This window comes from uncultured Fibrella sp. (genome assembly GCF_964250085.1).
GTDB lineage: Bacteria > Bacteroidota > Bacteroidia > Cytophagales > Spirosomataceae > Fibrella.
Genome location: NZ_CAXUEC010000001.1, coordinates 117,704 through 139,716, shown reverse-complemented (window position 1 = coordinate 139,716; position 22,013 = coordinate 117,704). Strand labels below are relative to the sequence as shown.

17 protein-coding genes are annotated in these 22,013 nt (G+C 53.7%); 8 read left to right on the top strand and 9 right to left on the bottom strand.

The annotated features are described in order from the left end of the window. Positions 1 to 990: an aldo/keto reductase gene (locus ACFE8Q_RS00525; protein WP_375443395.1), complete on the top strand. Its 990-nt coding sequence runs from the start codon at positions 1 to 3 to the stop codon at positions 988 to 990. Between the two features lie 99 nt (positions 991 to 1,089). Here the strand turns inward: ACFE8Q_RS00525 and ACFE8Q_RS00520 are convergent, their stop codons facing one another. The 3 genes from ACFE8Q_RS00520 to ACFE8Q_RS00510 all read right to left on the bottom strand — a co-directional run bounded on the left by ACFE8Q_RS00520 (position 1,090) and on the right by ACFE8Q_RS00510 (position 5,248). Further along, positions 1,090 to 1,878, bottom strand: a complete 789-nt coding sequence (locus ACFE8Q_RS00520; RefSeq protein ID WP_375443394.1) for a TspO/MBR family protein — start codon at positions 1,876 to 1,878, stop codon at positions 1,090 to 1,092. 72 nt (positions 1,879 to 1,950) lie between these two features. Beyond that, positions 1,951 to 3,042, bottom strand: a complete 1,092-nt coding sequence (locus ACFE8Q_RS00515) for a carboxypeptidase-like regulatory domain-containing protein (protein WP_375443393.1) — start codon at positions 3,040 to 3,042, stop codon at positions 1,951 to 1,953. A gap of 148 nt (positions 3,043 to 3,190) precedes the next feature. Next, the gene (locus ACFE8Q_RS00510; RefSeq protein WP_375443392.1) at positions 3,191 to 5,248 is read right to left on the bottom strand and encodes an OmpA family protein; all 2,058 of its coding nucleotides are present in this window, start codon (positions 5,246 to 5,248) and stop codon (positions 3,191 to 3,193) included. Positions 5,249 to 5,623: 375 nt separating this feature from the next. Between ACFE8Q_RS00510 and ACFE8Q_RS00505 the strand changes: the two genes are divergently transcribed. Next, positions 5,624 to 6,268, top strand: a complete 645-nt coding sequence (locus tag ACFE8Q_RS00505) for a response regulator (RefSeq protein WP_375443391.1) — start codon at positions 5,624 to 5,626, stop codon at positions 6,266 to 6,268. Here the strand turns inward: ACFE8Q_RS00505 and ACFE8Q_RS00500 are convergent. Then, complete coding sequence (locus ACFE8Q_RS00500; protein ID WP_375443390.1) at positions 6,234 to 8,060, bottom strand: sensor histidine kinase; 1,827 nt, start codon at positions 8,058 to 8,060, stop codon at positions 6,234 to 6,236. The two genes, ACFE8Q_RS00505 and ACFE8Q_RS00500, sit on opposite strands and share 35 nt — an antisense overlap. Before the next feature lie 160 nt (positions 8,061 to 8,220). On the opposite strand from ACFE8Q_RS00500, the gene ACFE8Q_RS00495 reads away from it, so the two are divergent. The 5 genes from ACFE8Q_RS00495 to ACFE8Q_RS00475 are packed head-to-tail and all read left to right on the top strand — an operon-like array spanning position 8,221 to position 11,943. After that, entirely contained in the window at positions 8,221 to 8,415 is a 195-nt protein-coding gene (locus ACFE8Q_RS00495; RefSeq protein ID WP_375443389.1) for a response regulator transcription factor, read from the top strand. A gap of 24 nt (positions 8,416 to 8,439) precedes the next feature. Further along, entirely contained in the window at positions 8,440 to 10,437 is a 1,998-nt protein-coding gene (locus ACFE8Q_RS00490) for a hypothetical protein (protein ID WP_375443388.1), read from the top strand. Continuing rightward, entirely contained in the window at positions 10,319 to 10,615 is a 297-nt protein-coding gene (locus tag ACFE8Q_RS00485) for a LamG domain-containing protein (protein ID WP_375443387.1), read from the top strand. Before ACFE8Q_RS00490 ends, ACFE8Q_RS00485 begins: the two co-directional genes overlap by 119 nt. 36 nt (positions 10,616 to 10,651) lie before the next feature. Then, positions 10,652 to 11,053: a hypothetical protein gene (locus ACFE8Q_RS00480; RefSeq protein ID WP_375443386.1), complete on the top strand. Its 402-nt coding sequence runs from the start codon at positions 10,652 to 10,654 to the stop codon at positions 11,051 to 11,053. Positions 11,054 to 11,103: 50 nt separating this feature from the next. Continuing rightward, complete coding sequence (locus ACFE8Q_RS00475; RefSeq protein WP_375443385.1) at positions 11,104 to 11,943, top strand: hypothetical protein; 840 nt, start codon at positions 11,104 to 11,106, stop codon at positions 11,941 to 11,943. A gap of 132 nt (positions 11,944 to 12,075) precedes the next feature. Here ACFE8Q_RS00475 and ACFE8Q_RS00470 read toward each other — a convergent pair whose 3' ends face one another. The 5 genes from ACFE8Q_RS00470 to ACFE8Q_RS00450 form a co-directional block, all read right to left on the bottom strand. Continuing rightward, a complete protein-coding gene (locus ACFE8Q_RS00470) occupies positions 12,076 to 13,269 on the bottom strand; it encodes an NRAMP family divalent metal transporter (RefSeq protein WP_375443384.1) in 1,194 nt (397 codons plus the stop codon). A 17-nt stretch (positions 13,270 to 13,286) separates the two neighbouring features. Further along, entirely contained in the window at positions 13,287 to 14,177 is an 891-nt protein-coding gene (locus tag ACFE8Q_RS00465) for a DUF1080 domain-containing protein (protein ID WP_375443383.1), read from the bottom strand. Positions 14,178 to 14,229: 52 nt separating this feature from the next. Then, the gene (locus ACFE8Q_RS00460; protein WP_375443382.1) at positions 14,230 to 18,099 is read right to left on the bottom strand and encodes a hydantoinase B/oxoprolinase family protein; all 3,870 of its coding nucleotides are present in this window, start codon (positions 18,097 to 18,099) and stop codon (positions 14,230 to 14,232) included. Positions 18,100 to 18,370: 271 nt separating this feature from the next. Then, the gene (tnpA, locus tag ACFE8Q_RS00455; RefSeq protein WP_375443381.1) at positions 18,371 to 18,799 is read right to left on the bottom strand and encodes an IS200/IS605 family transposase; all 429 of its coding nucleotides are present in this window, start codon (positions 18,797 to 18,799) and stop codon (positions 18,371 to 18,373) included. Positions 18,800 to 18,811: 12 nt separating this feature from the next. Then, complete coding sequence (locus ACFE8Q_RS00450; protein WP_375443380.1) at positions 18,812 to 20,482, bottom strand: OmpA family protein; 1,671 nt, start codon at positions 20,480 to 20,482, stop codon at positions 18,812 to 18,814. Between the two features lie 91 nt (positions 20,483 to 20,573). Between ACFE8Q_RS00450 and murC the strand changes: the two genes are divergently transcribed. Continuing rightward, a complete protein-coding gene (murC, locus tag ACFE8Q_RS00445; RefSeq protein WP_375444344.1) occupies positions 20,574 to 21,956 on the top strand; it encodes a UDP-N-acetylmuramate--L-alanine ligase in 1,383 nt (460 codons plus the stop codon). Positions 21,957 to 22,013: the final 57 nt, after the last annotated feature.

Genomic DNA, 22,013 nt, shown 5'->3' with positions numbered 1-22,013 from the left:
ATGAAAACCACAACACTCGCAAATACAGGGCAGATAGTATCGGCAATTGGCCTTGGCTGCATGGGAATGACCGACTTCTACGGCCAGCGTAACGATGACGAATCGGTCGCGACCATCCATGCCGCGCTCGATGCAGGCTTGAATTTCCTGGATACCGCCGACATGTACGGCCCTTACACGAACGAAGAACTAGTAGGCGACGCTATCCGAAATCGTCGCAATGATGTATTTCTAGCCACCAAATTCGGCATCGTCCGTGATCCGAACGACCCCACGAAACGGAGTATCAATGGCCGTCCCGACTACGTACGGCAGGCGTGTGAGGGCAGCTTGAAGCGCCTCGGCGTGGATCATATCGACCTGTATTATCAACACCGGGTAGATCCGGCTACACCCATCGAAGAGACAGTAGGCGAAATGAGCCGACTGGTTGATGAAGGGAAGATACGTTTTCTGGGTTTGTCAGAAGCCGGAGCCGATACCATTCGGCGGGCCAATGCCGTTCATCCTATCGCGGCCGTGCAGTCGGAATATTCGCTCTGGAGCCGCGACATTGAAGATGAAGTGCTGCCTACGGTACGTGAGCTGGGCATTACGCTGGTAGCCTACAGCCCGCTCGGACGCGGTTTCCTGACAGGGCAGATCAAAAACTTCGACGATCTTGCCGCCGATGACTACCGCCGCTTCTCGCCTCGTTTTCAGGGCGAAAATTTCCAGAAGAACCTCGACGTGGTGAAGCAGATTGAAGCACTAGCTGCTCAGAAAGGCGTAACAGCTTCGCAGTTGGCGCTGGCCTGGATTCTAGCTCAGGGCAGTGAATTTCTGCCTATCGCAGGCACCAAACGCCGGACGTACCTGAAAGAAAACCTCGGTGCCCTCGATGTGTCACTTAGCCCGGACGATCTGGCCGCCATTGAAGGTATATCCCCCAAAGGTGCCGTCGCCGGTGAACGCTACCCAGAGGCAATGATGAAACTGGTGAATGCTTAAGGGGTAAAAAGTGACGAATTAAGAGTTACGTTGCTGACTTACAGTACCGATCTGAGGCCTGGCAACGCAACTCTTAATTCGTCACTTTTAACTCTTAGCTCAAAATGAAACCTGCCTGCGCTTGGGGGCGATAAGGCCGTAGATGGCCAGCAGGACGGCGATGATGGCACCGGCACCCGCGAAAATCTGTACAGTAGGCGTGGCTTCCTGCTTAACCGCAATGGCGGCATAGGCCCAGGTGAACACCAGAATGAAAGCTGCACTCCGATACCTATTGTAGAGCACCGCGCCAACCACCAGGCCCAACACCAGCACGCCAACGGCCCAGACTGGCTCCGATATACCTGACAGATCGAAACTGTGGGCGCGGAACCAGAGCGTGATGTTCAGTATTGTAGCCACCGTTAACCAGCCAAAATAAATAGAAAACGGCACTCTGGCCAGCCACGTTTCGGCGGCTTTCACGGGCCGCATCATCGCCATATCGGTACGCGGATTGATACGCAGCGATTCCATCACCATAAACAGACTGACGAACATGATCAGAATAACAACCAAGGCTCCGCCAATCCATTCCTGATTAAAAATTGGGCTCCAGAACGCATTACCCAGGGCATTGATGATGTACCACGGACCTGCTGTTCGAAAACGCGGATTATGTTGCTGAGAAGGCAGTGCCTGATAAATGGCGAATCCCAGCAGACCCAGAAAAATAACACCCCAGATTGCAAACGCATAACCGGCAGGTATGATCAGGGTGTTGTATTTATTCGACACGTCGCCGTTCGTCTTTGGGCCAAACACGCGCGCGTTCGAGAGGCCATTCATTACGATCAGTGTAACCGTAACAACGACCACCAGTACCTGACGTAAACGATCATTCATCATAAGACCTGTAGAATTGATTGGTGATACAACCCGCGCCGTTCACCAAGTGTTCACAAGTTACGTACCTGGCGGTTAGGGCTCGTATGTTAGCGGTAATAATTCCGCCATCTTTTCCCACCCCCAATACCCCTCGAAGATAATGCCCAGCGGATTATAAAAATTCCCATTTCGCTCCACCGTCACGGTTGGCTCTGTAAGGTAAATAAGCGACGTTTGAGGACCACCAGGGCTAAGCTTTTCGCTAAACGGCGAAAGCGAACGCACAAACTCCGGCGATTCGTTTTCCTGGGTATACGTTATTTGAATCAGGTTTTCGAAGGCCAATGCAGTTGTCGAATCAGTCGAGGCGTCGTCATTCAGGAGAAACGTGGCAGGCAACGCGTCTTTCACCAGGTAACGCGCCCGCTTGACCCGCCATTGACCCGCTACTTTCGTAGAATCGGCCCGCTCCAGCACCCGGCGTATCTCAAACCCTTCTTCAGCCGTTTTCCTGGCATAAAGCGTTCGCATAAAGTGCATGCATGAGCCCAGATACGCCGTTCTGCGGGCTTTTTCCCACCGCATCGTTTCCCGTCGGCTGCGGGGCTTCATGGGTTCGTAAACGGGATAACCCAGGTACGACACCGACTTGCGGCCATAATCGAACATAAACTGCTCCAGAACGTACCTGATCCGGTAACCCAGCGCCTTATTTTCAATCACCAGCGGTTCACGAGCTCCCCCTTTGAGCTGTAGAGCGGCCCGATCATCGTCGAACCAAAGGGCATTCTGGTTCACAATCCGGCACTCCTGTGCATTCTTGCTGGTCCCTATAAAATTCTTTAGAAATACGTCCAGATGCTCCAGCCATTCGGGATCACGATTGGCACGTACCTGTACTTCCGCCAACTGATTGGCCGATGGAGCAAGCCGAATCAACAACGGAGCCGATTGATTCGTATTGATCGGCGAGGCCAGCGTCTCGAACCCTACGCTGGAAACAATCAGGTCGAAACGGCCAGCGGGCAGATTAGGCAGTAGAAAGTTGCCGTTTTCGTCGGCAGTAGTGCCTTTAGTTGTGTTGGCTAGAAATACACTACAAAAAGGCACCGGTTGCCCATCAGCAGCATTCACAACACGGCCACGCAGCGAAAGTTGGGCATGAGCCGTGAGTGTAGTTAGCAAGAGCAATAAGAGGATTCGCATCACCTTTTAGACAGTATGTCAGACAGCTTGGCCACAAACTTACGCTTATAACTATAAATTTAGTTATCAAGATCATTAAAAAGCCCTGCTGATACTGGCAGGGCTTTTTAAACCTATATACGTTTGGTTACAGAGCCAGCACTTTGAATTCGGTGCGGCGGTTGCGTTGGTGTTCTTCTTCAGTCCGGGCATTTTTCACGACTAGCTGCGTTTCACCATAGCCTTTCGCCGTAATCCGTTCTGGTTCAATGCCTTTTGAAACGATATAATCTACGGCCGCTTTGGCCCGGTTCTGCGATAGCGTCATGTTATACGCATCAGGCGACCGGGCATCGGTATGTGAACCAAGCTCGATCTTGATCGTCGGGTTGTCTTTTAGAATCGTGACCAGTTTATCCAGTTCCTCGGCAGCATCCGGGCGAATATTGTACTTGTTGAGGTCGTAATAAATGTTCTCCAGGGCGAAAGTCTTGTTCAGCTCCACTTTGTCCAGCAACAATGCTACGTTGAAGGTGGTATCCGTTTCGGGCTTGGTCAGGAAAATCTCGGGAATACTACGGCCCTGCATGGTAAACGGTTCACGGCGGGTCAGGTAACCACGACGTTCGGCAATCACGCTGTATGTTTTCCCTTCCACGACTGGAAACTTCCCAAACGTACCTGGCTGACCCGTAGTGGCTTCGGCTACCGTAGCATCGTTGCTATCGTCTACGATACGTACCCGGGCCGAATCGAGCGGCGCGTTGGGAGCGGCGTTGATCTTAACGGTTCCGGCCAGGAAATAGCGCACCACTTTGGGGGCACCCGCTTTCGGTGGATCGTTACGGGCAATCGTCGTTGTGTCGCCCGACGGAACAGACCCATTTTCGACCAGATAAATATCGTCGTCACCTTTACCACCGGGGCGGTTACTGGCCATATACCCTCTAGTTGGCTCCGGGAAAGTCAGGCCGAAATCGTCGGCCGGTGAGTTGATAGGCTGCCCCATATTTTCGATGCGAATGACCCCGCCCGAACGAGTTGCCACGAATACATCCAGCTTACCCAAACCAGGGTGCCCATCGGATGAAAAATACAGCTTGCCATCGGCCGCTACAAACGGAAACAGCTCATCGCCGGGCGTATTGATATCGCGACCCATGTTTACAGGGCGGCTGAACCGGCCCGAGGCATCCATGTTGGCCCGGTACAGGTCAATACCGCCTACGCTACCTGCCCGGTTTGAGGCAAAATACAGCGTTTTGCCATCAGCCGAGAAAGCAGGAGACCCGTCCCACGCCAGTGAATCGGAGATAGGGAGGCGGAACGGTTGATTCCAGTTGCCGCTCTGGTCCTGGCGACTTAAGTACAGGTCAACGTCGGCACCACCTTTGCGCTTTCCGTTGTTACCCCGGGCAAACACCATCATCTTGCCGTCTTTCGAAAAAGCGGGCGTCCCTTCATTTACATCGCCCTGAAATACGTTGCCACTAAACAATTGCGGTCCTGCGCTACCCGCGCCTGTCTCGTCGGGTTTCTGACCAAGTTTTGCCTTGTATAAGCCTGTCATGGCCAGGCCATTGTTTTTGTAGGTAACGTCTTTCCGCGAAGCCGTGAAAATCAATTCGTCACCGCGTAGCACCGGGGCATACTCCGTACCGGGCGAGTTTATACCACCCAGGTTAGTCACCCGAAAGTCGGCCTGCTTGGCCGTAATAGCGCTGATAGCCCGCAACGTTTCTATTTCGCGTTGTGCTTTAGCCAGCCCAACCTTACTCTTTGGGCGGGCGTCGATGTATTGTTGCAGTTGCGCTTGTGCCCCCGCATAATCACCACCAGCCTTCAGCGCGTAGGCGTAGTTGAGGCGAATGTCGGCCAGATTGGCATCGGCCAGCGCTGGTGTAGCTGCTGGCGCGTCGGGGGTAGTTACAGCAGCGGCTCCCAAACCACCCTCAATGGCTTTCTGGTAAAATGGCGCAGCCTGATCGATTCGATTGGACAGGCGGTACGATTCGGCTGTATAATAGTTCAGCCGCCCGGCATCGACCTTGCCGACTGCTTTTGTAAACTGGCCAAGGGCCAGATTATATTCGCCAGCGTCGAAGTGGCGAACACCTTTCTTGTAGGCCTGCATGGCCGAATTACAACTGCTCAGCCCAATGGCTACACTCAGAATCAGCAGCGGAACCCGCATATAGAATTTCATAATCGAATGGAGCAAAACAGATTAACCCGCCCAAGATAATAACGTTTTGGCGGGGTCATTCCTTACTACCTTATTTAAACGAAATCGAGGCATTTTTATTAGCGAACGATCATGCGTTGCTTTATAAGCAAAACCCCATCTACCGGTACCTGAAATCGTTCTTCACTGTTGCACCTGCTTACTGATAAGTACAGCAAAGCCGACCAGATTCAGCGCCTGACCATCAATCGGGGTGCGGCCGGTTTCGCCTGGCAGTTGGGCACTTAGAAACGTGTAAAGCATCTTGGCAGCAGCTATTGGCCATAACTTACTTCGTAGTAACTTAGCCAGTATGTAACTCTCTATTCCGTTCAACCACAGATACGTTCCATAGCCATGAATAGCCCCGCCCGCCTGTTACTTGTCGACGATCACCAACTGATCCTGGACAGTCTTCAACTGCTGTTTGCGTCAATTTCTGGCGTGGAAGTGGTTGGGGTAATGAATGACAGCCGCCGGGTGCCCGAACTGGTTACTAAACTAGCCGTTGACCTGCTCGTCTGCGACCTGCACATGCCTCATCTGTCGGGCACAGACCTGACGTTGCAACTCCGGCAAAGCCACCCCCACCTGAAGGTGTTGCTGCTGACAATGGCCGAAGAGGCCGCCACCATCCGCGAGGCCGTGCGGGTAGGCTGCGCCGGGTACGTGCTGAAACGGGCCGGCCGCGAAGAACTCGAAAAAGCCATCAACATGCTCAGGCGAGGTCAACGGTATTTTAGCCCCGATATTATCGACCAGCTAACGTACCTACAGACCGACACAAGCACCGAGCATACGCTACTGTCGGCCCTGACAAAGCGGGAAGTAGATGTGTTGCGGCTGATTGCCAATGAACACCCTACCCATCAGATTGCCGAGAAATTGTATATCAGCGTTCCGACGGTAGAAACCCACCGCCGCCATTTGATGCAGAAACTGGGCGTAAAAAGCGTGGTCGGCATGGTTAAGTTTGCGATGAAGCACGGACTGGTAGCCTGATTGGCACCGTAATCTGGTTTCGCACCCCACCGCCCGACTCTGAACTGGTCACCAACGTACCTGAGAGCGACGCCACCCGCGCCGCTATGTTGGCCAAACCCCGCCCGTTTACAGACTGACTATCGACACCTTTCCCCGTATCACTGACTGTCATAAACAACGTATCTGTAGTGAGCCGGAAGTCAATGCTACTTTCTTTGGCCTTAGCGTGTTTGATGGTATTATTCAGCAATTCCAGACAAATGCTATACAGTTCAAACTCTGTCTGCTCATCGAGGCGGGGAAGCCGTTCGGCCCCGGTTAGGCGAAAGCGAACCGCCGTGTTGCGGTTCATCTTTTCCACCAACTGGCCCAGCGCCACGGCCAATCCCTGTTTGGCCAGTTCGGCGGGCAACAGGTTATGCGACAATAACCGGACATCGCGGTAAGCCTGCCCCACCTGCTCGCGAATGGTGGCATACACGGCCCGTTCGGCGGCGGTAAGTTTCGATTTATCCGTCGCATCCAGGCTCCATTGCAGGGCTGTGAGGGTCGTGCCCAGGTTATCGTGCAGGTCAGCCGCTACCCGTTGGCGTTCGAGGGTTTGTCCTTGAAGGTGAGCAGCGGTGATTTGGCGATTTTTCTGGCGAAGGCGACGGTTATTATAAACAATCAGAGACAGCAACAAAGCCAGCACCACAAGGCCAGCACCCAGAAATCGAGTCTGGCTACGCTGGTTATCAATCGTTAGCCGGTCTACTTCTGCCTGCTTCTGTTTCATATCGTATTTAAGCTGTAACTCGGCCAACATCACGTTTGAGCGTTGCTGACGGGTACTATCTTCCAGCCTATTGATCAGTTCCAGTTCCCCCAGCGCAACAGCCGAACGGTTTAATTGTTTATAGGCATCGAATAGAATGCGATGTGCCTGTAATTTCTTCGATGGCGACCCAATTTCCTGAGCATACCGCACGAGTTGCTTTCCGTCGGCTACAACCAGTTCATGCTTTTTCTGGTAGCGATGCATATCCGCACTGAACCAATAATAAGCATAGTATTCCCGCACATTCAGGGTAGGTAGAAATGTCTGGCACTTTGCCCAAACAGGTTGGCGTCGTACTTCGTCGTTGAGGTGCGTATAACAAACGGCAAAGTGCAGACAATTAAAAAAAGGCATATCTGTATAGCCGTTGCGCTGGCTTTCGTGCCACGACTCAGTCAGATAATGCAGGGCCTCCCGGTAGTTCTGGAGTTGCATATAGGCCCGGCTCAGGCGGAAGGTCAGCGAAGCATAAGACAGCCGATTGGGGGGTTTCAATGAAATTGCTCTTGCCTCCTGCAAATACCGGATAACGGTGCGAATACCGGTCGTATCTGACCAGTCGCGATCAATATCACTTATTCCCATCTGCACGTAGGCCAGCAACATGACATGTATCTGACCGATTTGCTTCAGGCGGGGTATGGCTTCCAGAAAATAGGCTTTGGCTTTGGTGCTGTTACCCAGCAACACTTCGTAATGCCCTCTTCGATACAACAGTAGGGCCTCGCCATAGGGCCATTCGTATTGAGCGGAAATAGCTTCGCACCGGCGTAAGGATTCCAGTGCCTCTGTTGGCCGCCCACGCCCGATCCAGAATCGGGCGCAACTATCAAGCAGTACAGCCATTGCTGTATCCCGATTTCGGCTGGCGGGTTGTAGTTCCAGTTTCCTGATTCGCCGAAGAGTCGGATTGATCAGCGAATCTGTTGGATGCGCCAACCCGGTTGTGGTCAATAACAGAATGAGTATCAGCGTGGAAAGCAAGCGCATGAGTTGGATGGAGATAGGGCACGCAAGCTAGATTCTTTTTAGAAAATCATGGTAAAGCATGATCTAATTTCATGGTTTACCATGAAATGCAGACAGGCAATAAGCCGTCACCTTTGACCAGGCAATAGTCACTGGCTTTCTGCTTCTTTTCTACACCACCATGCTCCTTACCATCCGTCAACAGCAGGTGCTGACCCTAATTGCCACCGAGCTAACCACCACCGAAATTGCTGGTGTGCTGGGCCTGTCGGTGCCAACGGTGGAAACGCACCGCCGCAATCTGCTCCGAAAGGCAGGGGTAAAAAGTGTGGCCGGATTGGTGAAACAAGCTATGCGGCAGGGGCTAATTCAATGATTATCAAGTTAAAACTACACCCTTATGAAGCGTTTATCTAGCTGCCTCCTTGTGCTGATCCTGTTTTCATGTGCCAAAAAAGTGGCGGACCCAACCCCTACACCACCAGCACCACCCGTCAGTTCGGTAACCTCATCCGTTCGGGGCTACACGGCCACAACGCCCGCGTCGACCATCGAGTTGAAGCCAACGGCCATCCTGATTCGGAAAGACCTGAACGACAAGCTTGTTGACCTGGGGGCCACCAGCATAACGTACCTGGCCTCGGCCGAATCGAACACCATTGCGGTGGGCGAAACCCTGTATTCGCTCCCAACGGATAAGGCCCCCGATGGCTACGCGCTGGTGGTAACAAAAAAGACCGTTCAGGGCAACAATGTAGTTTTTGATACCCGCCCGGCCACCATCAGCGAAGTATTTGCCAGGCTGAAAGAAGACCAAACCTTCGCACCTGATTTCTTGCAGAATCCACCCATTTTTTATGACCCGATGGACCCCGTCAATCGAGGTGGGCGCGTAGGGGCGGGAGGTACACTCCTGGACCTGGCCAACCCAAAGCGGGTTAAATTTAAAGCCACCGAAAAACGATTCGATATAAAGTACGTAGCCTATGACGTTGACAAAAATTATGATACAAGTAATAATCAATTATTTTTTACATTTACCTTCGAACACACCAAAGCCACCTCAAATATCGAGTATACCGGCGGTGACGCGTTTACTATATCCGGCGAACATAAATACACGTTTAGTCCCGCCATTTCGTATGAATATGTGGCGGATAAACTGACGAAAAAAATCGTCGCAGAATCATTTAATTCATTTAAGCGGGAAGTTATTGGTACGAAAATACTGCTGTTCACCATTCCACTGCCCAATAATCCACTGGCCTCACTTGTTGTACGGCCGGCGATTGATGTGTATATGCTGTTTGAACTGGATGGCGAAGGACGGTTTAGGATCTTTTACAGCTATGAAAACTTTGGCTATACCTACAAGTATAATTCGGCCCAGCCCAATCAGCGAACGGTTACACCCCTCACAACGGCCACGGAAAGTTATGGAACCGAAATAACGTTTGATGGCAAATTCAAACTGGCCGGTGGTGCCGGATTATTCCTGAGATTTCCCGCTTTTGCTTACAACAAAGACAAGGCCAACTCCTACGTTGCACTGGCCACAGAAGTAGCTATCGGCGGTAAAGCAACCCTTTCCAGTATCGGGAAATTGTCAGACGGTTCTGTCTGTAATAAGTTCACAATCAAGCCTTCACTTACCTGGGATACGTACCTGGAAGCAAAGCTTGGTCTATATGGCGTAACGCCAATCATTGAGCCGAGGCTGCTGCTGTATAGCAAACCGCTTATAGAACTGAAAGAAATAAGTTTCGCCCCACCCTGCGAACCTGCTGACGAAACTTCCGATATCAAAACCGGGTTAGTGGCCTATTATTCATTCAATGGCCATTCAAAAGATTCGACAACTAATGCGTTTCATGCTGTGCCCATAAACAGCCCCGTTCTGACTACCGACCGAAACGGACGGGCCAACAGAGCCTATGCCTTTAATGGTGCTCAAAAAAGCGCGTTTAAAATAACGACCAGTAAAACAGCTACGGTTACCTACGCTGACACGACCCACTTACTGAATAAATTACGGGATAATATCACTCTTTCGGCCTGGGTTTACCTAAATAGAGGAGCCACTATCTTTCCAATCCTGACCAAATGGGGAAAGTTATTCGATTCTAGGTACGGAGATTTTCCAGAAGACATGCACTTTAGACTTAAACTGGAGGCGTCTTATTTTGCCGGTGTTGGCAAAGATTTTATGAAACCTGTTTACGACGGAAATTCTACGTGTTATTGCGACATAAAAGTACCACTGGAAAACAAAAACTTCGATGTTTATTTTCCCGCAGGAAACATGGGTGCATGTAGTATCGGTTCAGGAAGGCGACATTACGCGACTCTATTTCAACGGAACGCAGGTGCAGGAAATAACTACAAAAGGTTGTTATAGCTACCCAAAAACAGGACACTTTTCCCCTTTATACATTGGCTCATTAGCCAGCGGAGCGGCAGATGGCAAGGATAACTTTAGTGCTTACGGCACCGATGGAAAAATTGACGAGGTCTATATCTTCAAACGCGCCCTCACCGCCGCCGATGTGAAAGCGTTGTATGCGTCGCCCAATTAGGCTCATCATTCATATCTCTCCCTTAACTAGCTGATCATGAAACGTTCGCATTTCCTCCTTTTCGCCGGTACATACGGCCTTCTCCTGGCCATAACCATGCTCTTTTTGACGGAAAGCAGCCTGACCAACTATGGTGTTCCGAAAGTTGATGTTGACCATATTGCCATCATGCAGTTTTTGGGGGCAAGTACCGGGGCATTAGCCCTGATGACGTTGCTGAACCGCAACCAGCCCAACTCGTACCCACTTCGTACGCTTCTGCTGGCACAGGCGGGCACGATTCTGGCCGGGGTAATGCTGGGGGTTTATCACGTGGTAGTGCTACACGTACCTTTCAGTACATTTTTCGTAGCCGATTCACTGTTCCGGCTGGCATTGGGGCTTGGCTTTGTCTACTTCTATAGGCAAGCGACCAAGGAGGCTACCGCTGTAAATTGAGCCAGCCTTATTGACAAGTGAGACTCGTATTAGCCTAGACTAACTGATTAATGGAACTGCACCACATACCATTCGAAATACTGAAAGTCAGTATCTTATCATTCATCACTCTGTTCGCTTCAACCACCGGCTCAGCACAGTCGTTGGGAGGTACGTCGTGGCAGGGAAGGCTCGTTTCTACGCAAAATCAGTCCCTGTCGTACCCAGCTACAGTCACGTTCAGCGTCGTAGGTACGGAGCTAACGGGCAGCGTCATTATGGAATCGCAGGGCGTGAAGGATCTGTATGTGTTGCAGGGGAGGGCGAAGGACGGGCAAGCGGCAGGTACGGCCACGTACCCGAAAGACGGCTCAATATTTCAGTTCGAGGCGCAGCTCACCGGGGCGCAGTTGGCGTTTGCAGTTGGCCTCAACAACACGCCCATCATGACGGGTACGCTGACTCGCCTCGGCGCGGGTGGCAGAGAGGTCGGGCCGCAAGCCCGCGCCAACGTACCTGACCAGCAACGTGCCCAGGATCGCCTGCCACGCAACAACCGACTGATGGGCGTGTGGGTTTACTCAAGTACCTACCGCAGTGGCGGCGATTTCAGGTTTACGAGCCGCAGTTTTCTCTATTTCTACCCCGACGGGCGGCTGGGGTCAAGTACAGGGGAAGCCGCAGCCAGCTACGACGGAGCCGCCGGTTCATCGTATATGAATACGGGAGCCGATGGGGTCACCATTGAACCGGGGGTGGTCTGGTACACCAAAGGCAACCAAATCTGGCTACACGCCACCCAACAAAAAGTAGCCGATGGAATCTGGGGCGACTATTTCATTAACGACAACGGCAGTGGTATGCACCTCAACCGGGGCCGGGGGAACAAGCTTTATGAACGGGTCAACTAACTATATTTTCATTTTAAGGCTGATTCCCAAAGGCTTATAACTCGTCATCAAGGCTACCAAACCGAACCTGAAAACGGGCACCAGCATCAACGTATACACGCTGATTCCGAAGTAGGTTTACCCCCAACCTTTTCAGGGGCTTGGGGGTAATATTGCCAGCCATACATTCCAGCCGCCCAGCACAGCCGTAACCAGCACCACCAACGCCATCGCGATGTTTTGAGGCAGTGAATTAACATGTTCTTTCAACAACGTGCGATTATTAACGGCCACAAAAAGAAACACCGTGACGAAGGGAAGCAGAATGCCATTGATCGCCTGCACGGCTACAATGACCGGAATCGGTGTGGCATTGGCTAGCCCGAAACCAACACCCGTTGCCAGTACGGCCAGCCAGATCAGTCGGAACTGCGGCGAGTTTTTAGGAATACCCAGCAGGCTTTGTGCCGTGATCGCGGCAGCCAGCGGAGCGGTGAGTGATGACGCAAACCCCGCCGCAAATAGCCCAAAAGCAAACAGCGAACCCGCCCACGTACCCAGGCTTTCGGACAACACGGCGGCCATGTGTGGATACGAAAAATCGCCGGGGATGAGCAGGCCGGCCAGCAACAGCACTACTGAAATAATGCCGCCCAGCACCACCGCCACCCAGATGCCCAACCGCATGTCGCCCAGCGATTGATTGGGTGATATGCTTGACCCAAAAAACAGGTTATACGGAACGATGGTTGTGCCAATCAGTCCGTTTACAAGCAATAGCGAACCGGCGGGCAACGAAGGCACAACCAGCGCCTTTGCCAGCGCAACGGGCGTGACAGGAGCACCAAAAGCAACGTAGACAAACGCGCCTCCCATCGCAAAAACGATCAGCCCCAGAAAGTTAGCCAAGTGTTGCGTTGACCCCACCCAGAGCAGGGCCACGCACACCAGCCCAACAATCCCCGTCAGGTACGTTCCGGGTACGCCCGTGAGTAACGACAGCCCCGCTACTGCGCCAAGAATATTACCGGCCTGATAAGCAGCGCAACCTAGAAAAATGGCTAGAAATAGGGCCCAGGCTACCCAAACGCCTGTTTTGCCCGAATAGCTCTGTCGAATCACTTGCCCAAGATCGCGCCCGGTGGTGATGGTGATTCGTGAGGCGGCTTCCTGCAACCACACGGTTCCAAACGTGGCAAAGGTCAGCACCCAGAGCAGTTCCAGTCCGTAGCGCGAACCGGCCATAGCACAGGCCGTAACCGAGCCGGGACCAATAAACGCAGCCGAAATGACCGACCAAAAGAGAATACTACCAAGACCGGCGCGTATGGATAGGGATTTGGGCATTTTTTTGTGGTTCACCGTTACTTAAACACGCACTGGCTGTTGTCTGCCTCGACGTAGTATGACTTGTAGTTTTTGGCTTTGCGGTTCATGCAGCCTTTCAGGTTCAGCACCTTCAGGTTGCGGAAGTCGATAGGGTGGCTTTCGGCTTGCAGAGCAATATAGCCTTCTTTCAGGGGCTTACCAGCTCTGGCGCGCCAGTAGGCGGCGTCGGCCACACCGGCCTGCTCATAATCGTTGGTTTTGCTGATAAACACAGCGTCGGTCACCGGGTGCTCGTAGGCCAGCACGGTTTTCCCTTCCATGCGGTGTTCGATGAGCGAATCGCCCAGCACCAGCACTTCCACAGCTACCCACTGATCGCCATCGTAGGTTTTCGAGGTCGATTCAATGCAGTGAAGCGGATTCACCTGTCCCTTCTGCTTTACCAACGTACCTGGCGAACACAGATTGGCCGTTGGCCGGGGCTTTCCGTTGCTCAGTCCACCCAGCGTTTGCACTTCCAGCGACACGGGGAAATCCTGTTTCAAACTCACACTCGCCGCCGATTGTGAATGGAACATAATGCCGCTGTTCCGCACGTTCCAGGTGGCACCGCCGGGTGTCTGGTTGCCCGTAAACCGGTACTCGAACCGCAGGATGTAGTGCGAGAAAGGCTGTTTATAGTACATGTGCCCGAATTTCCCATCGAACGTTTTGTACTGATCATACGCAATGCGGATCATGTCTTTTTCGACGCGAAACGTGTTGCCGTAATTTTCACCCATCGGGTAACCGGTAATTTTTATATCCCAGTTACTGAGGTCTTTCCCGTTAAACAGCGACAGCCATTCCTGGTTGTCAGCCACCTTCTTTTGGGCGAAAGCGGACAGGGTTATGAGGGGCAAGAGAAGGTAGAAAAGAGTTTTCATATCAGATAGATGTGTGGCACCGAAGCTCCAGCTTCGATAGTCAAGGCTAGTTTTACTCTGCCGAAGCTGGAGCTTCGGTGCCCCCTCCTACTCCGCCACCGCCGGGTGTTTCCAGACGGATGCGTTCGCCGGGGAGCATCTGCCGGGTAAAGAGTCCGGGTAGCCGTTCCTCCTTTCCATCAGGAAAAATCAATGTTTGTTTTCCCACTGCGCCCGGCTTACCATCGTCAAGACCGTAGGGAGCTACCACCCGATGCTGACTGATGAGTGTGGTCTGTAACGGGGCCAGAAATTCCAGTTCACGGATTAGCCCGTCGCCGCCGCGCCACGTGCCTGCCCCGCCCGAATCAGGTCGCAGACTGAATTGCCAGAGCCGCACGGGGTAGCGACGTTCCAACGTCTCAGGGTCGGTGAGTTTGGTATTCGTCATGTGCTGATGCACGCCCGACCGGCCCGCCTGCCCGCGCGTTGCCCCCGCCCCGCCGCCAATGGTTTCGTAATAACCTACCGTTTCGTTACCGAACAGGAAGTTGTTCATCGTTCCCTGACTACACGCCGCCAGTCCCAGTGCCTTGAGCAACGTATCGACCAGCCGCTGGCTAACCTCGGTATTGCCCCCAACCACCGCCGGGCAAGCGGAAGAATCATCAGGGAAAATCGGATTCAGGAACGACGATTCGGGCAAAATGAACCGTACAGGTTCCATTAAGCCTTCATTGAGCGGAATATTCGTCGCATCGACTTGCTCACCCACCCACAGCCGCAACACATACAATACCGCCGAATGCAGAATCGATATGTTGGCGTTGAGGTTGTTGGGATGAACCGCGCCCGTTCCACGCAAGTCGATGGTCAGTTGCTGATCGGACGGAACGGCTGAATGCACCGACATACGTACCTGGATCGGCAAGCCGTCGTCGAGCGTTTCAATGGCCGAAAACGACTGGCCGTCATACTGCGACAGCACGCTATGGATGGCCGTTGCGGCCGATTGCTGAAGCCGGTCCATGTAGTGATGCACCGTTTCCAGCCCATGCGCCCGCACCAGATTTTGCAAGGCCGTTTCGCCCGCCCGTAGCGACGCGATGGCGGCTTCCAGATCAGCCCTATTCTCGGCTAGTGCCCGGGTTGGGTACGTTGCCTGAGAAAAGGCATGAGCCAGTCCACTTTTGGGTTGACCATCAGCCCCGGTCTCCCACAAGAAATGGCCATTCCGCACCAGAAACTGCGGTTCCAGCACCACGCCTTCTTCAACGAGCGACGTGGCGTCGGGGGGCATAGACCCGGGTGTTTTGCCGCCAATTTCGGCATGGTGCGCCCGGTTGATAACGTACCCGATCAAGACCTGATCATCATCAAATACGCCTTGCAGCAACGTCACATCGGGCAGGTGGGAACCGCCATACTTTGGATGGTTCGTCACAGCCACGTCGCCCGGGCCAAGCGGCGTACCGTCCTGTTCCAGCTTCGCCAGTGTCAGCCGGGCACAGACGCCCAGGCTACCCAGATGCACCGGAATATGCGGCGCATTGACCACCAGGCGGGCATCGGCATCGAGCAGGGCGCAGGAAAAATCGAGGCGTTCTTTTACGTTTATCGAGAAAGCCGTGCGTTGCAACTGAGCGCCCATTTCCTCGGCAATAGCCCGAAAACGCTGCGTAAAGAGTTCGAGCTCGATGACGCCTGCCCTCACCCGGACGCTGGACCGCCCCGGCCCCTCTCCCACGTTGGGGCGGTCCCGCGTCCGGCTGAGGGCAGGCGTCACCGCTACCACCGTCATATCCCCCTGAACTGTTCCCTCCCATCCCACTTCGATGAAGGCCGATGAGGTCGTATTAAGCAGCAAAGCCGGACCGCTGAAAGTGTCGCCGGGTTGTAGTGTCGTCCAGTCGTAAGCTGGGTACGTATCGGTCTGGAAAGCGGGGGTAGCCTCTGTTGCTTCGTTGGTACTGGCCGGTCCGCTGTTCATAGCCGCATTGGCTGTACCTACAGTTACGTGCAGGCTTTCGATTTCAATGACCCTCCCTGTCGGCAAGTGGCCATAAACCTGTTTGTAGTCATGCCTGAACACCGCTTCTACTTCGGCCAGCGTAGTTTTCGTAAACAGGACAGGCAGGGTAGTTTCCTGACCTTGCAGCCGCAAAAACAGCGTAACAGCCGTTATCAGCGACCTATTCTGAGCAGGTACGTCCTGTTGAAGAGCTACCGTTGCCTGCTCTGTAAGTTCATCGATCCAGACCGGAAGCTGATCGAATACCGTTGCTGCCGGTTGTAGTACCGTTCGACTGGCGCGCCGTTCGATCTGCGCTTGACCAATACCGTAGGCGCTTAGTAATCCGCCGTCGAAGGGGAGCATGAGTCGGTTCATACCCAGCAGCCGGGCTACCGAACAGCCGTGCAGGCCACCCGCTCCGCCGAAAACCAGCAGACTGTAACCGGCCGGATCGAAGCCCCGCGAAACCGATATTTTGCGGATAGCCCCGGCCATGATTTCGTCGGCGATGCGCTCGAAACCCTGCAACAGCTCAATCGGATTTGTAGGTACGTCCGTTACCCCGTTTACCTGTTGCACAATGGCGTCGAGTGCTTCCTGCGCCTTCTCAGTAAACACCGGAATACCAAACTGTTGCGGATCTACCTTACCCAACAACAGGTTCACGTCGGTAATCGTCATTGGACCACCCACGCCGTAGCAGGCCGGACCGGGATTGGCGCCCGCGCTCTTTGGTCCAACGCGTAACTGACCGGTCAGCGCATCGAACCAGCAGATGGAACCGCCTCCAGCCGCCACCGTTTCAATAGCCAGCGACGGTAATTGTAGCTCAAACGGGCCGATGGGCGTTGTAAATCGGTAGTCGGGCCGACCTTTTTCGAGCCGCGCTACGTCAGTACTGGTGCCGCCCATATCGAGGGTCAATACCGCTTCGGCTTGTGCTGCGGCAGCAACGGCTGCGGCACCGATTACGCCACCTGCCGGTCCACTCAACAGGCTGTCTTTGGGCTGAAACAGATCGGCCCGAACCAACCCGCCCGCACTCGTCATGACCCGAACCGATTGCCCGCCCAGTTGCGTCTGTACGTTGGTCAGGTACGTTGCCAGCACAGGGGTCAGGTACGCATTGATCACGGCAGTCTGCGTGCGCGACACGTAGCCGGGTGCCGTCGATAAGCTAGTGGATGTGGTCACGGTCGGGAAACCGGCCTGACGTAACGCTTCGGCTAGTTGCCATTCATGGGCGGGGTTCTGATACGCATTGAGCAGCGAAATGGCCACCGCATCTGGCCGGGCAAGCTGTACCAGATCGATCACGGCCCGGATTGCTTCGCCGGAAAGCGGCCTTAACGCCTGTCCGTCGGCGGCCATTCGTTCAGGTACGTCGATGACCGTATCGTAGAGAACTTCGGCGGGCGGAATAGCCAGTTGGAACAGATCGGGCCGTTGCTGCGTCCCGATTAGCAGCAAATCGCGAAAGCCTTCGGTTACCAGCAACACCACCCGTGCACCTTTCCGTTCGAGCAGGGCGTTGGTACCCCGCGTAGTACCAAGCCGCATGTCCAGGGCAGGAAAAGCCTGACTGACGGGCGTTTGCGTCAGCAGCCGCGCAGCCAGTACGGGCGCTTCCTCCCCCGTAAAGACTTCGATGGTAACGGTTTGGCTGGGTACGTTATCCCCATCAGCCAGTGTCAGCTTCCCATCAGCAGATAGCGATTGAATCAGGTACGTTGCTCCTGTGTCGACAAGGCGCAGTGTGTAGCCGTCGAAAATAGGTGCCGTTAACCAGGGAGCTACTACGCGCCCGTTGATGAGTTGCCCACGCAGGCGAGCGCTGCTCAGTACTTTGGTACGATGAAGAACGCCGTTTGGGTCACGGGCGATGCCGTCCGTGAAGGTGCCGCCCGTATCAATCCAGATTTGCCACATGCCTGCAAAGTAGGCGAATGGAACGCGGATTTGGCAGTAACGGGGAGGTTTTGGAATAAAGTTTGGTCGCTATGCGACGAGGAAATATCACCTTCTTCTGAATCACTACTCATGGGAGAATTTCAGGTACGCTCCTTACCGTCGCATAGCGACTCAATGTCTATAGCAGCGTTCGCCACTTCCACGTTTTCCGTCGCATAGCGACCAAACTTTTTCTTTTCTAACTGTATCACTACTCCTGCTGTATTGGTGTGAACAAGTAGCGTTCGTCTTAAGGCACGTTAGATTTCTGGAAGAATGTGGTGTATTCGTCCAGAAAACTCTGCTTCTGATGATGTTGCTCCTGATTTTCGATGTATTTAACAACAGCATCTATCTGGGAGTGGCTGTATGAAAAGGCATCGTGGCCCGTTTGCCACTCGAATCGGCTTTGCGTCAGCTTTTCCTCATTAATCCACTTCGAGGAATCCATTTTGAGGTATTGCATTAGTTCGGAAATCGCCTGCTTCGGATCCGCGCCGATAAACACGTGAACATGATCAGGCATACCATTGATGGCAATCAGTTTATGGCCCTGATTTTTCACAATCCCGGTCATGTATCGGTACAAATCTTCTTTCCACGCTGACCGAATTAACCCATGCCGGTGTTTCACCGCGAATACAACGTGCAGATAAATTTGTGTGTAAATGTTCGGCACGCTCACCACCTACTACTTTTTCGTGATCACGAACTCTACGCGGCGGTTTTGCTGACGACCGGCGTCGGTGTCGTTGGGGGCAACGGGTTTGGTTTCGCCGTAGCCTTTGCTGGCAATGCGGTCGGGTTCGATGCCTTTGCCGATCAGGTATTCGCGAACGGCATCGGCGCGGTCCTGCGAGAGTTTGGCGTTGATTTCGTTGGAGCCAGTGTTATCCGTATGGCCGCCCAGTTCGACGGCTAGTTTGGGGTTCTCGTTCATCACCACCACCATCCGGTCAAGCTCGGGGGCCGACTCGTCGCGCAGGATGGCTTTACCCGTATCGAAGAACACGTTGTTGAGACGAACGACGCCACCGGTTTCGATGGGAATCAGTTTCAACTCCTTCCCTTTTATTTCCTGAAAACCTTTCCGCTTATCATTCGGACCGCCAGTTAAATCCACGTTTTCTCCTTCGGCAATAAAGTCTGGCGAAATTGGACGTATGGTGTATTTCTGACCGTAAGGCAAAATAAGTTTGTATTCTCCCGTGTTAGGATCTGACGTTGTTTCACTAACCTCCGCTCCATCTGGTAAAGTTTGCACCACGATTCGGGCAGAGATCGGCTTACCCGTTTTCTGGTCTATCACCTTTCCCGATAGCATGGCTACCGCGCCGGGACGCGTCAGGTCGTCGGCCGGATTTTTATCCCCACCGCCTGCTTTCGCCGGGTTTTGCGCCAGCGTAGTCGAATCCGCACCCGGTTTGGCAGGTACGTCGTCGATCAGTTTAATCTGCACGATATCACCGCCCTTGCCACCCTGGGTGTTCTTGAACGTGGTCATATAGGCCATGTCGCCGAGGGCCGAAATGGAATAGTACGCATCGTAGCCATCGGTATTGACGGTGGGGCCGAGGTTCTGCGGTTTCGACCAGCGTTTCCAGGTTTTATCAACCCGACGCGTTACCCAAACGTCGTTATCGCCCTGTCCGCCCGGGCGGTTCGTCGAAAAATAAAGCGTGTTGCCATCGGGGGCCAGAAAGGGGGTCGTTTCGGTAAAATCCTCGGTATTCACGTCGGGGCCGAGGTTCATGGGCTGGCTCCAGGTGCCGTTTTTCTGCCGGAAGGAGACGTACAGATCATCTTTGACGCCGTTCTTTTTCTCGCTGAACGACAACAGCAGCGTCTTTCCGTCGACGGTCAGGTACGCGAAATCGAACGCGCCTTTGCTCATCCGTTCGTAGTTGGCAATAACCAGTTGCTCGGGCGTGCTCCAGTTGCCGTTCACGCGTTTGCTGATCGAGAACCCGCGCGTTTCGTACCGTCCGTTCACGTAGGCACCCCGCAGGAGCAACGAATTACCGTCGGGCGTGATGCTGAATACGGCGTTGTGGTTGAACTGGTTCAGCGGTGCGCCCATCCGCCGGGCGGGGCCCCACTGGTTGCTGGGTTGCCACTCCGAATACCAGATGTCGGTGCTGCCGTTGTCTTTGTCGGCAAACATGGTGTTGTTGGGATGGTCTTCGCGGGTGTAGTAAAGTATTCGGCCATCGGGGCTGATCAGGGGCGTGCCTTCGTTGTAAGTCGAATTGACCTGTGGCCCCAGATTTTCGCCTTTGTAGGGCGACGGAACTACCTGCGCCTGCGCGAGGCTTATGTGAACAACCAACAATCCGGCTCCGAGCCAGTAAGTACGTTTCATGAATGCGGAGAGAGTACGCTTAATTATGAAACGAAGATAGCCCTTACCTTCGTCTACCATTTCAACACCTCATACCTACATGGCACATTTCATGCCGCAGGCCTACCATTTTATCGCCATCGGCGGGAGTGCCATGCATAACCTCGCGCTGGCCCTTCATCAGCAAGGCCATACGGTAACGGGTTCCGACGACGAAATTTACGAACCCGCCCGCACTCGTTTAGACGATAAAGGCCTGTTGCCCACCGAAATGGGCTGGTTTCCCGACCGGGTTCATACGGGCCTCGACGCCGTTATCCTGGGCATGCACGCCCGCCTCGACAACCCGGAGCTCGAACGGGCACGGGCATTGGGACTGACTGTTTTTTCGTATCCCGAGTTCATTTTCGAGCAGAGCAAGCAAAAGCAACGGGTCGTTATTGCCGGCAGTCACGGAAAAACAACCATCACATCAATGATTCTGCACGTGTTGAAGTACCACCATCGGAAGTTCGATTATCTGGTTGGTGCCCAACTGGACGGCTTCGATACGATGGTTGGCCTGACCGATGACACCTCGGCCGATGCCGCGCCAGTGATTATTATCGAAGGCGACGAGTACGCCTCCTCACCGATCGACCGCCGCCCCAAGTTCCTGCATTACCACCCCCATATGGCGCTGATCAGCGGTCTGGCCTGGGACCATGTTACTATTTATCCGACCTACGACGAATACGTCGACCAGTTTGAACTACTGGCTGATCAGATGCCCAAGTCGGGGGTATTGATCTTCGACGAAACGGATAATATGCTGGATGTGATTGGTGCCAAAGAACGCAGCGACGTTCAGAAAGTGCCCTACGAGGCACATCCGCACGTGATCCGCGATGGGCATACGTACCTGACTACCACAACAGGCGGCGAGATTCCATTGCAGGTATTCGGGTTGCACAACATGAAAAATATCGCTGGTGCAATGGCCGTCTGTGACCGGCTGGGCGTTACCGACGAGCAGTTTTATGAAGCCATTCAGACGTTCAAAGGGGCAACGGGGCGGCTCGAAACAGTAGCTCTTTCAGGCAACAGGATCGTGTACCACGATTTTGCCCATGCTCCCTCGAAAGTAGAAGCCGCCACTGAAGCCGTGAAGGCGCAGTATCCTGACAAGCAGGTGCTGGCCTGCGTGGAATTGCACGCCTCCAGCATCCTCAACAGCGCCTTTCTGGCCGAGTATCGCCACACCCTCGACAAGGCCGACGTAACGGCGGTTTATTTCAACGCCCACACGCTGGCTGTAAAACGGCTGGAACCCATCTCACCAGCCGACGTTCTAAACGCATTTGACAAACCCGGCCTACAGGTATTTACAGAAATCGCTGATCTGGAAGCCTTTATCAAGCAAAACCAAGCCAACACCGATATTTTTCTCCTGATGAGTTCGGCGGTCCCGCGTCCGGGTACGTTCGGCGGGATGGATTTAACTAAATTTGTCTAAGTTACCCCCACCCCCTGAAGGGGGCTAAGCGAGCAGCGCAGTAGTCCCCTTCAGGGG

Coding starts and splice junctions, on each gene's coding strand:
- ACFE8Q_RS00475 (WP_375443385.1), top strand. CDS start 11,104: ATGGAACTGCACCACATACCATTCGAAATACTGAAAGTCAGTATCTTA.
- ACFE8Q_RS00460 (WP_375443382.1), bottom strand. CDS start 18,099: ATGTGGCAAATCTGGATTGATACGGGCGGCACCTTCACGGACGGCATC.
- ACFE8Q_RS00525 (WP_375443395.1), top strand. CDS start 1: ATGAAAACCACAACACTCGCAAATACAGGGCAGATAGTATCGGCAATT.
- ACFE8Q_RS00485 (WP_375443387.1), top strand. CDS start 10,319: ATGTTTATTTTCCCGCAGGAAACATGGGTGCATGTAGTATCGGTTCAG.
- ACFE8Q_RS00505 (WP_375443391.1), top strand. CDS start 5,624: ATGAATAGCCCCGCCCGCCTGTTACTTGTCGACGATCACCAACTGATC.
- ACFE8Q_RS00465 (WP_375443383.1), bottom strand. CDS start 14,177: ATGAAAACTCTTTTCTACCTTCTCTTGCCCCTCATAACCCTGTCCGCT.
- murC (WP_375444344.1), top strand. CDS start 20,574: ATGCCGCAGGCCTACCATTTTATCGCCATCGGCGGGAGTGCCATGCAT.
- ACFE8Q_RS00495 (WP_375443389.1), top strand. CDS start 8,221: ATGCTCCTTACCATCCGTCAACAGCAGGTGCTGACCCTAATTGCCACC.
- ACFE8Q_RS00520 (WP_375443394.1), bottom strand. CDS start 1,878: ATGATGAATGATCGTTTACGTCAGGTACTGGTGGTCGTTGTTACGGTT.
- ACFE8Q_RS00510 (WP_375443392.1), bottom strand. CDS start 5,248: ATGAAATTCTATATGCGGGTTCCGCTGCTGATTCTGAGTGTAGCCATT.
- ACFE8Q_RS00490 (WP_375443388.1), top strand. CDS start 8,440: ATGAAGCGTTTATCTAGCTGCCTCCTTGTGCTGATCCTGTTTTCATGT.
- ACFE8Q_RS00480 (WP_375443386.1), top strand. CDS start 10,652: ATGAAACGTTCGCATTTCCTCCTTTTCGCCGGTACATACGGCCTTCTC.
- ACFE8Q_RS00470 (WP_375443384.1), bottom strand. CDS start 13,269: ATGCCCAAATCCCTATCCATACGCGCCGGTCTTGGTAGTATTCTCTTT.
- ACFE8Q_RS00500 (WP_375443390.1), bottom strand. CDS start 8,060: ATGCGCTTGCTTTCCACGCTGATACTCATTCTGTTATTGACCACAACC.
- ACFE8Q_RS00450 (WP_375443380.1), bottom strand. CDS start 20,482: ATGAAACGTACTTACTGGCTCGGAGCCGGATTGTTGGTTGTTCACATA.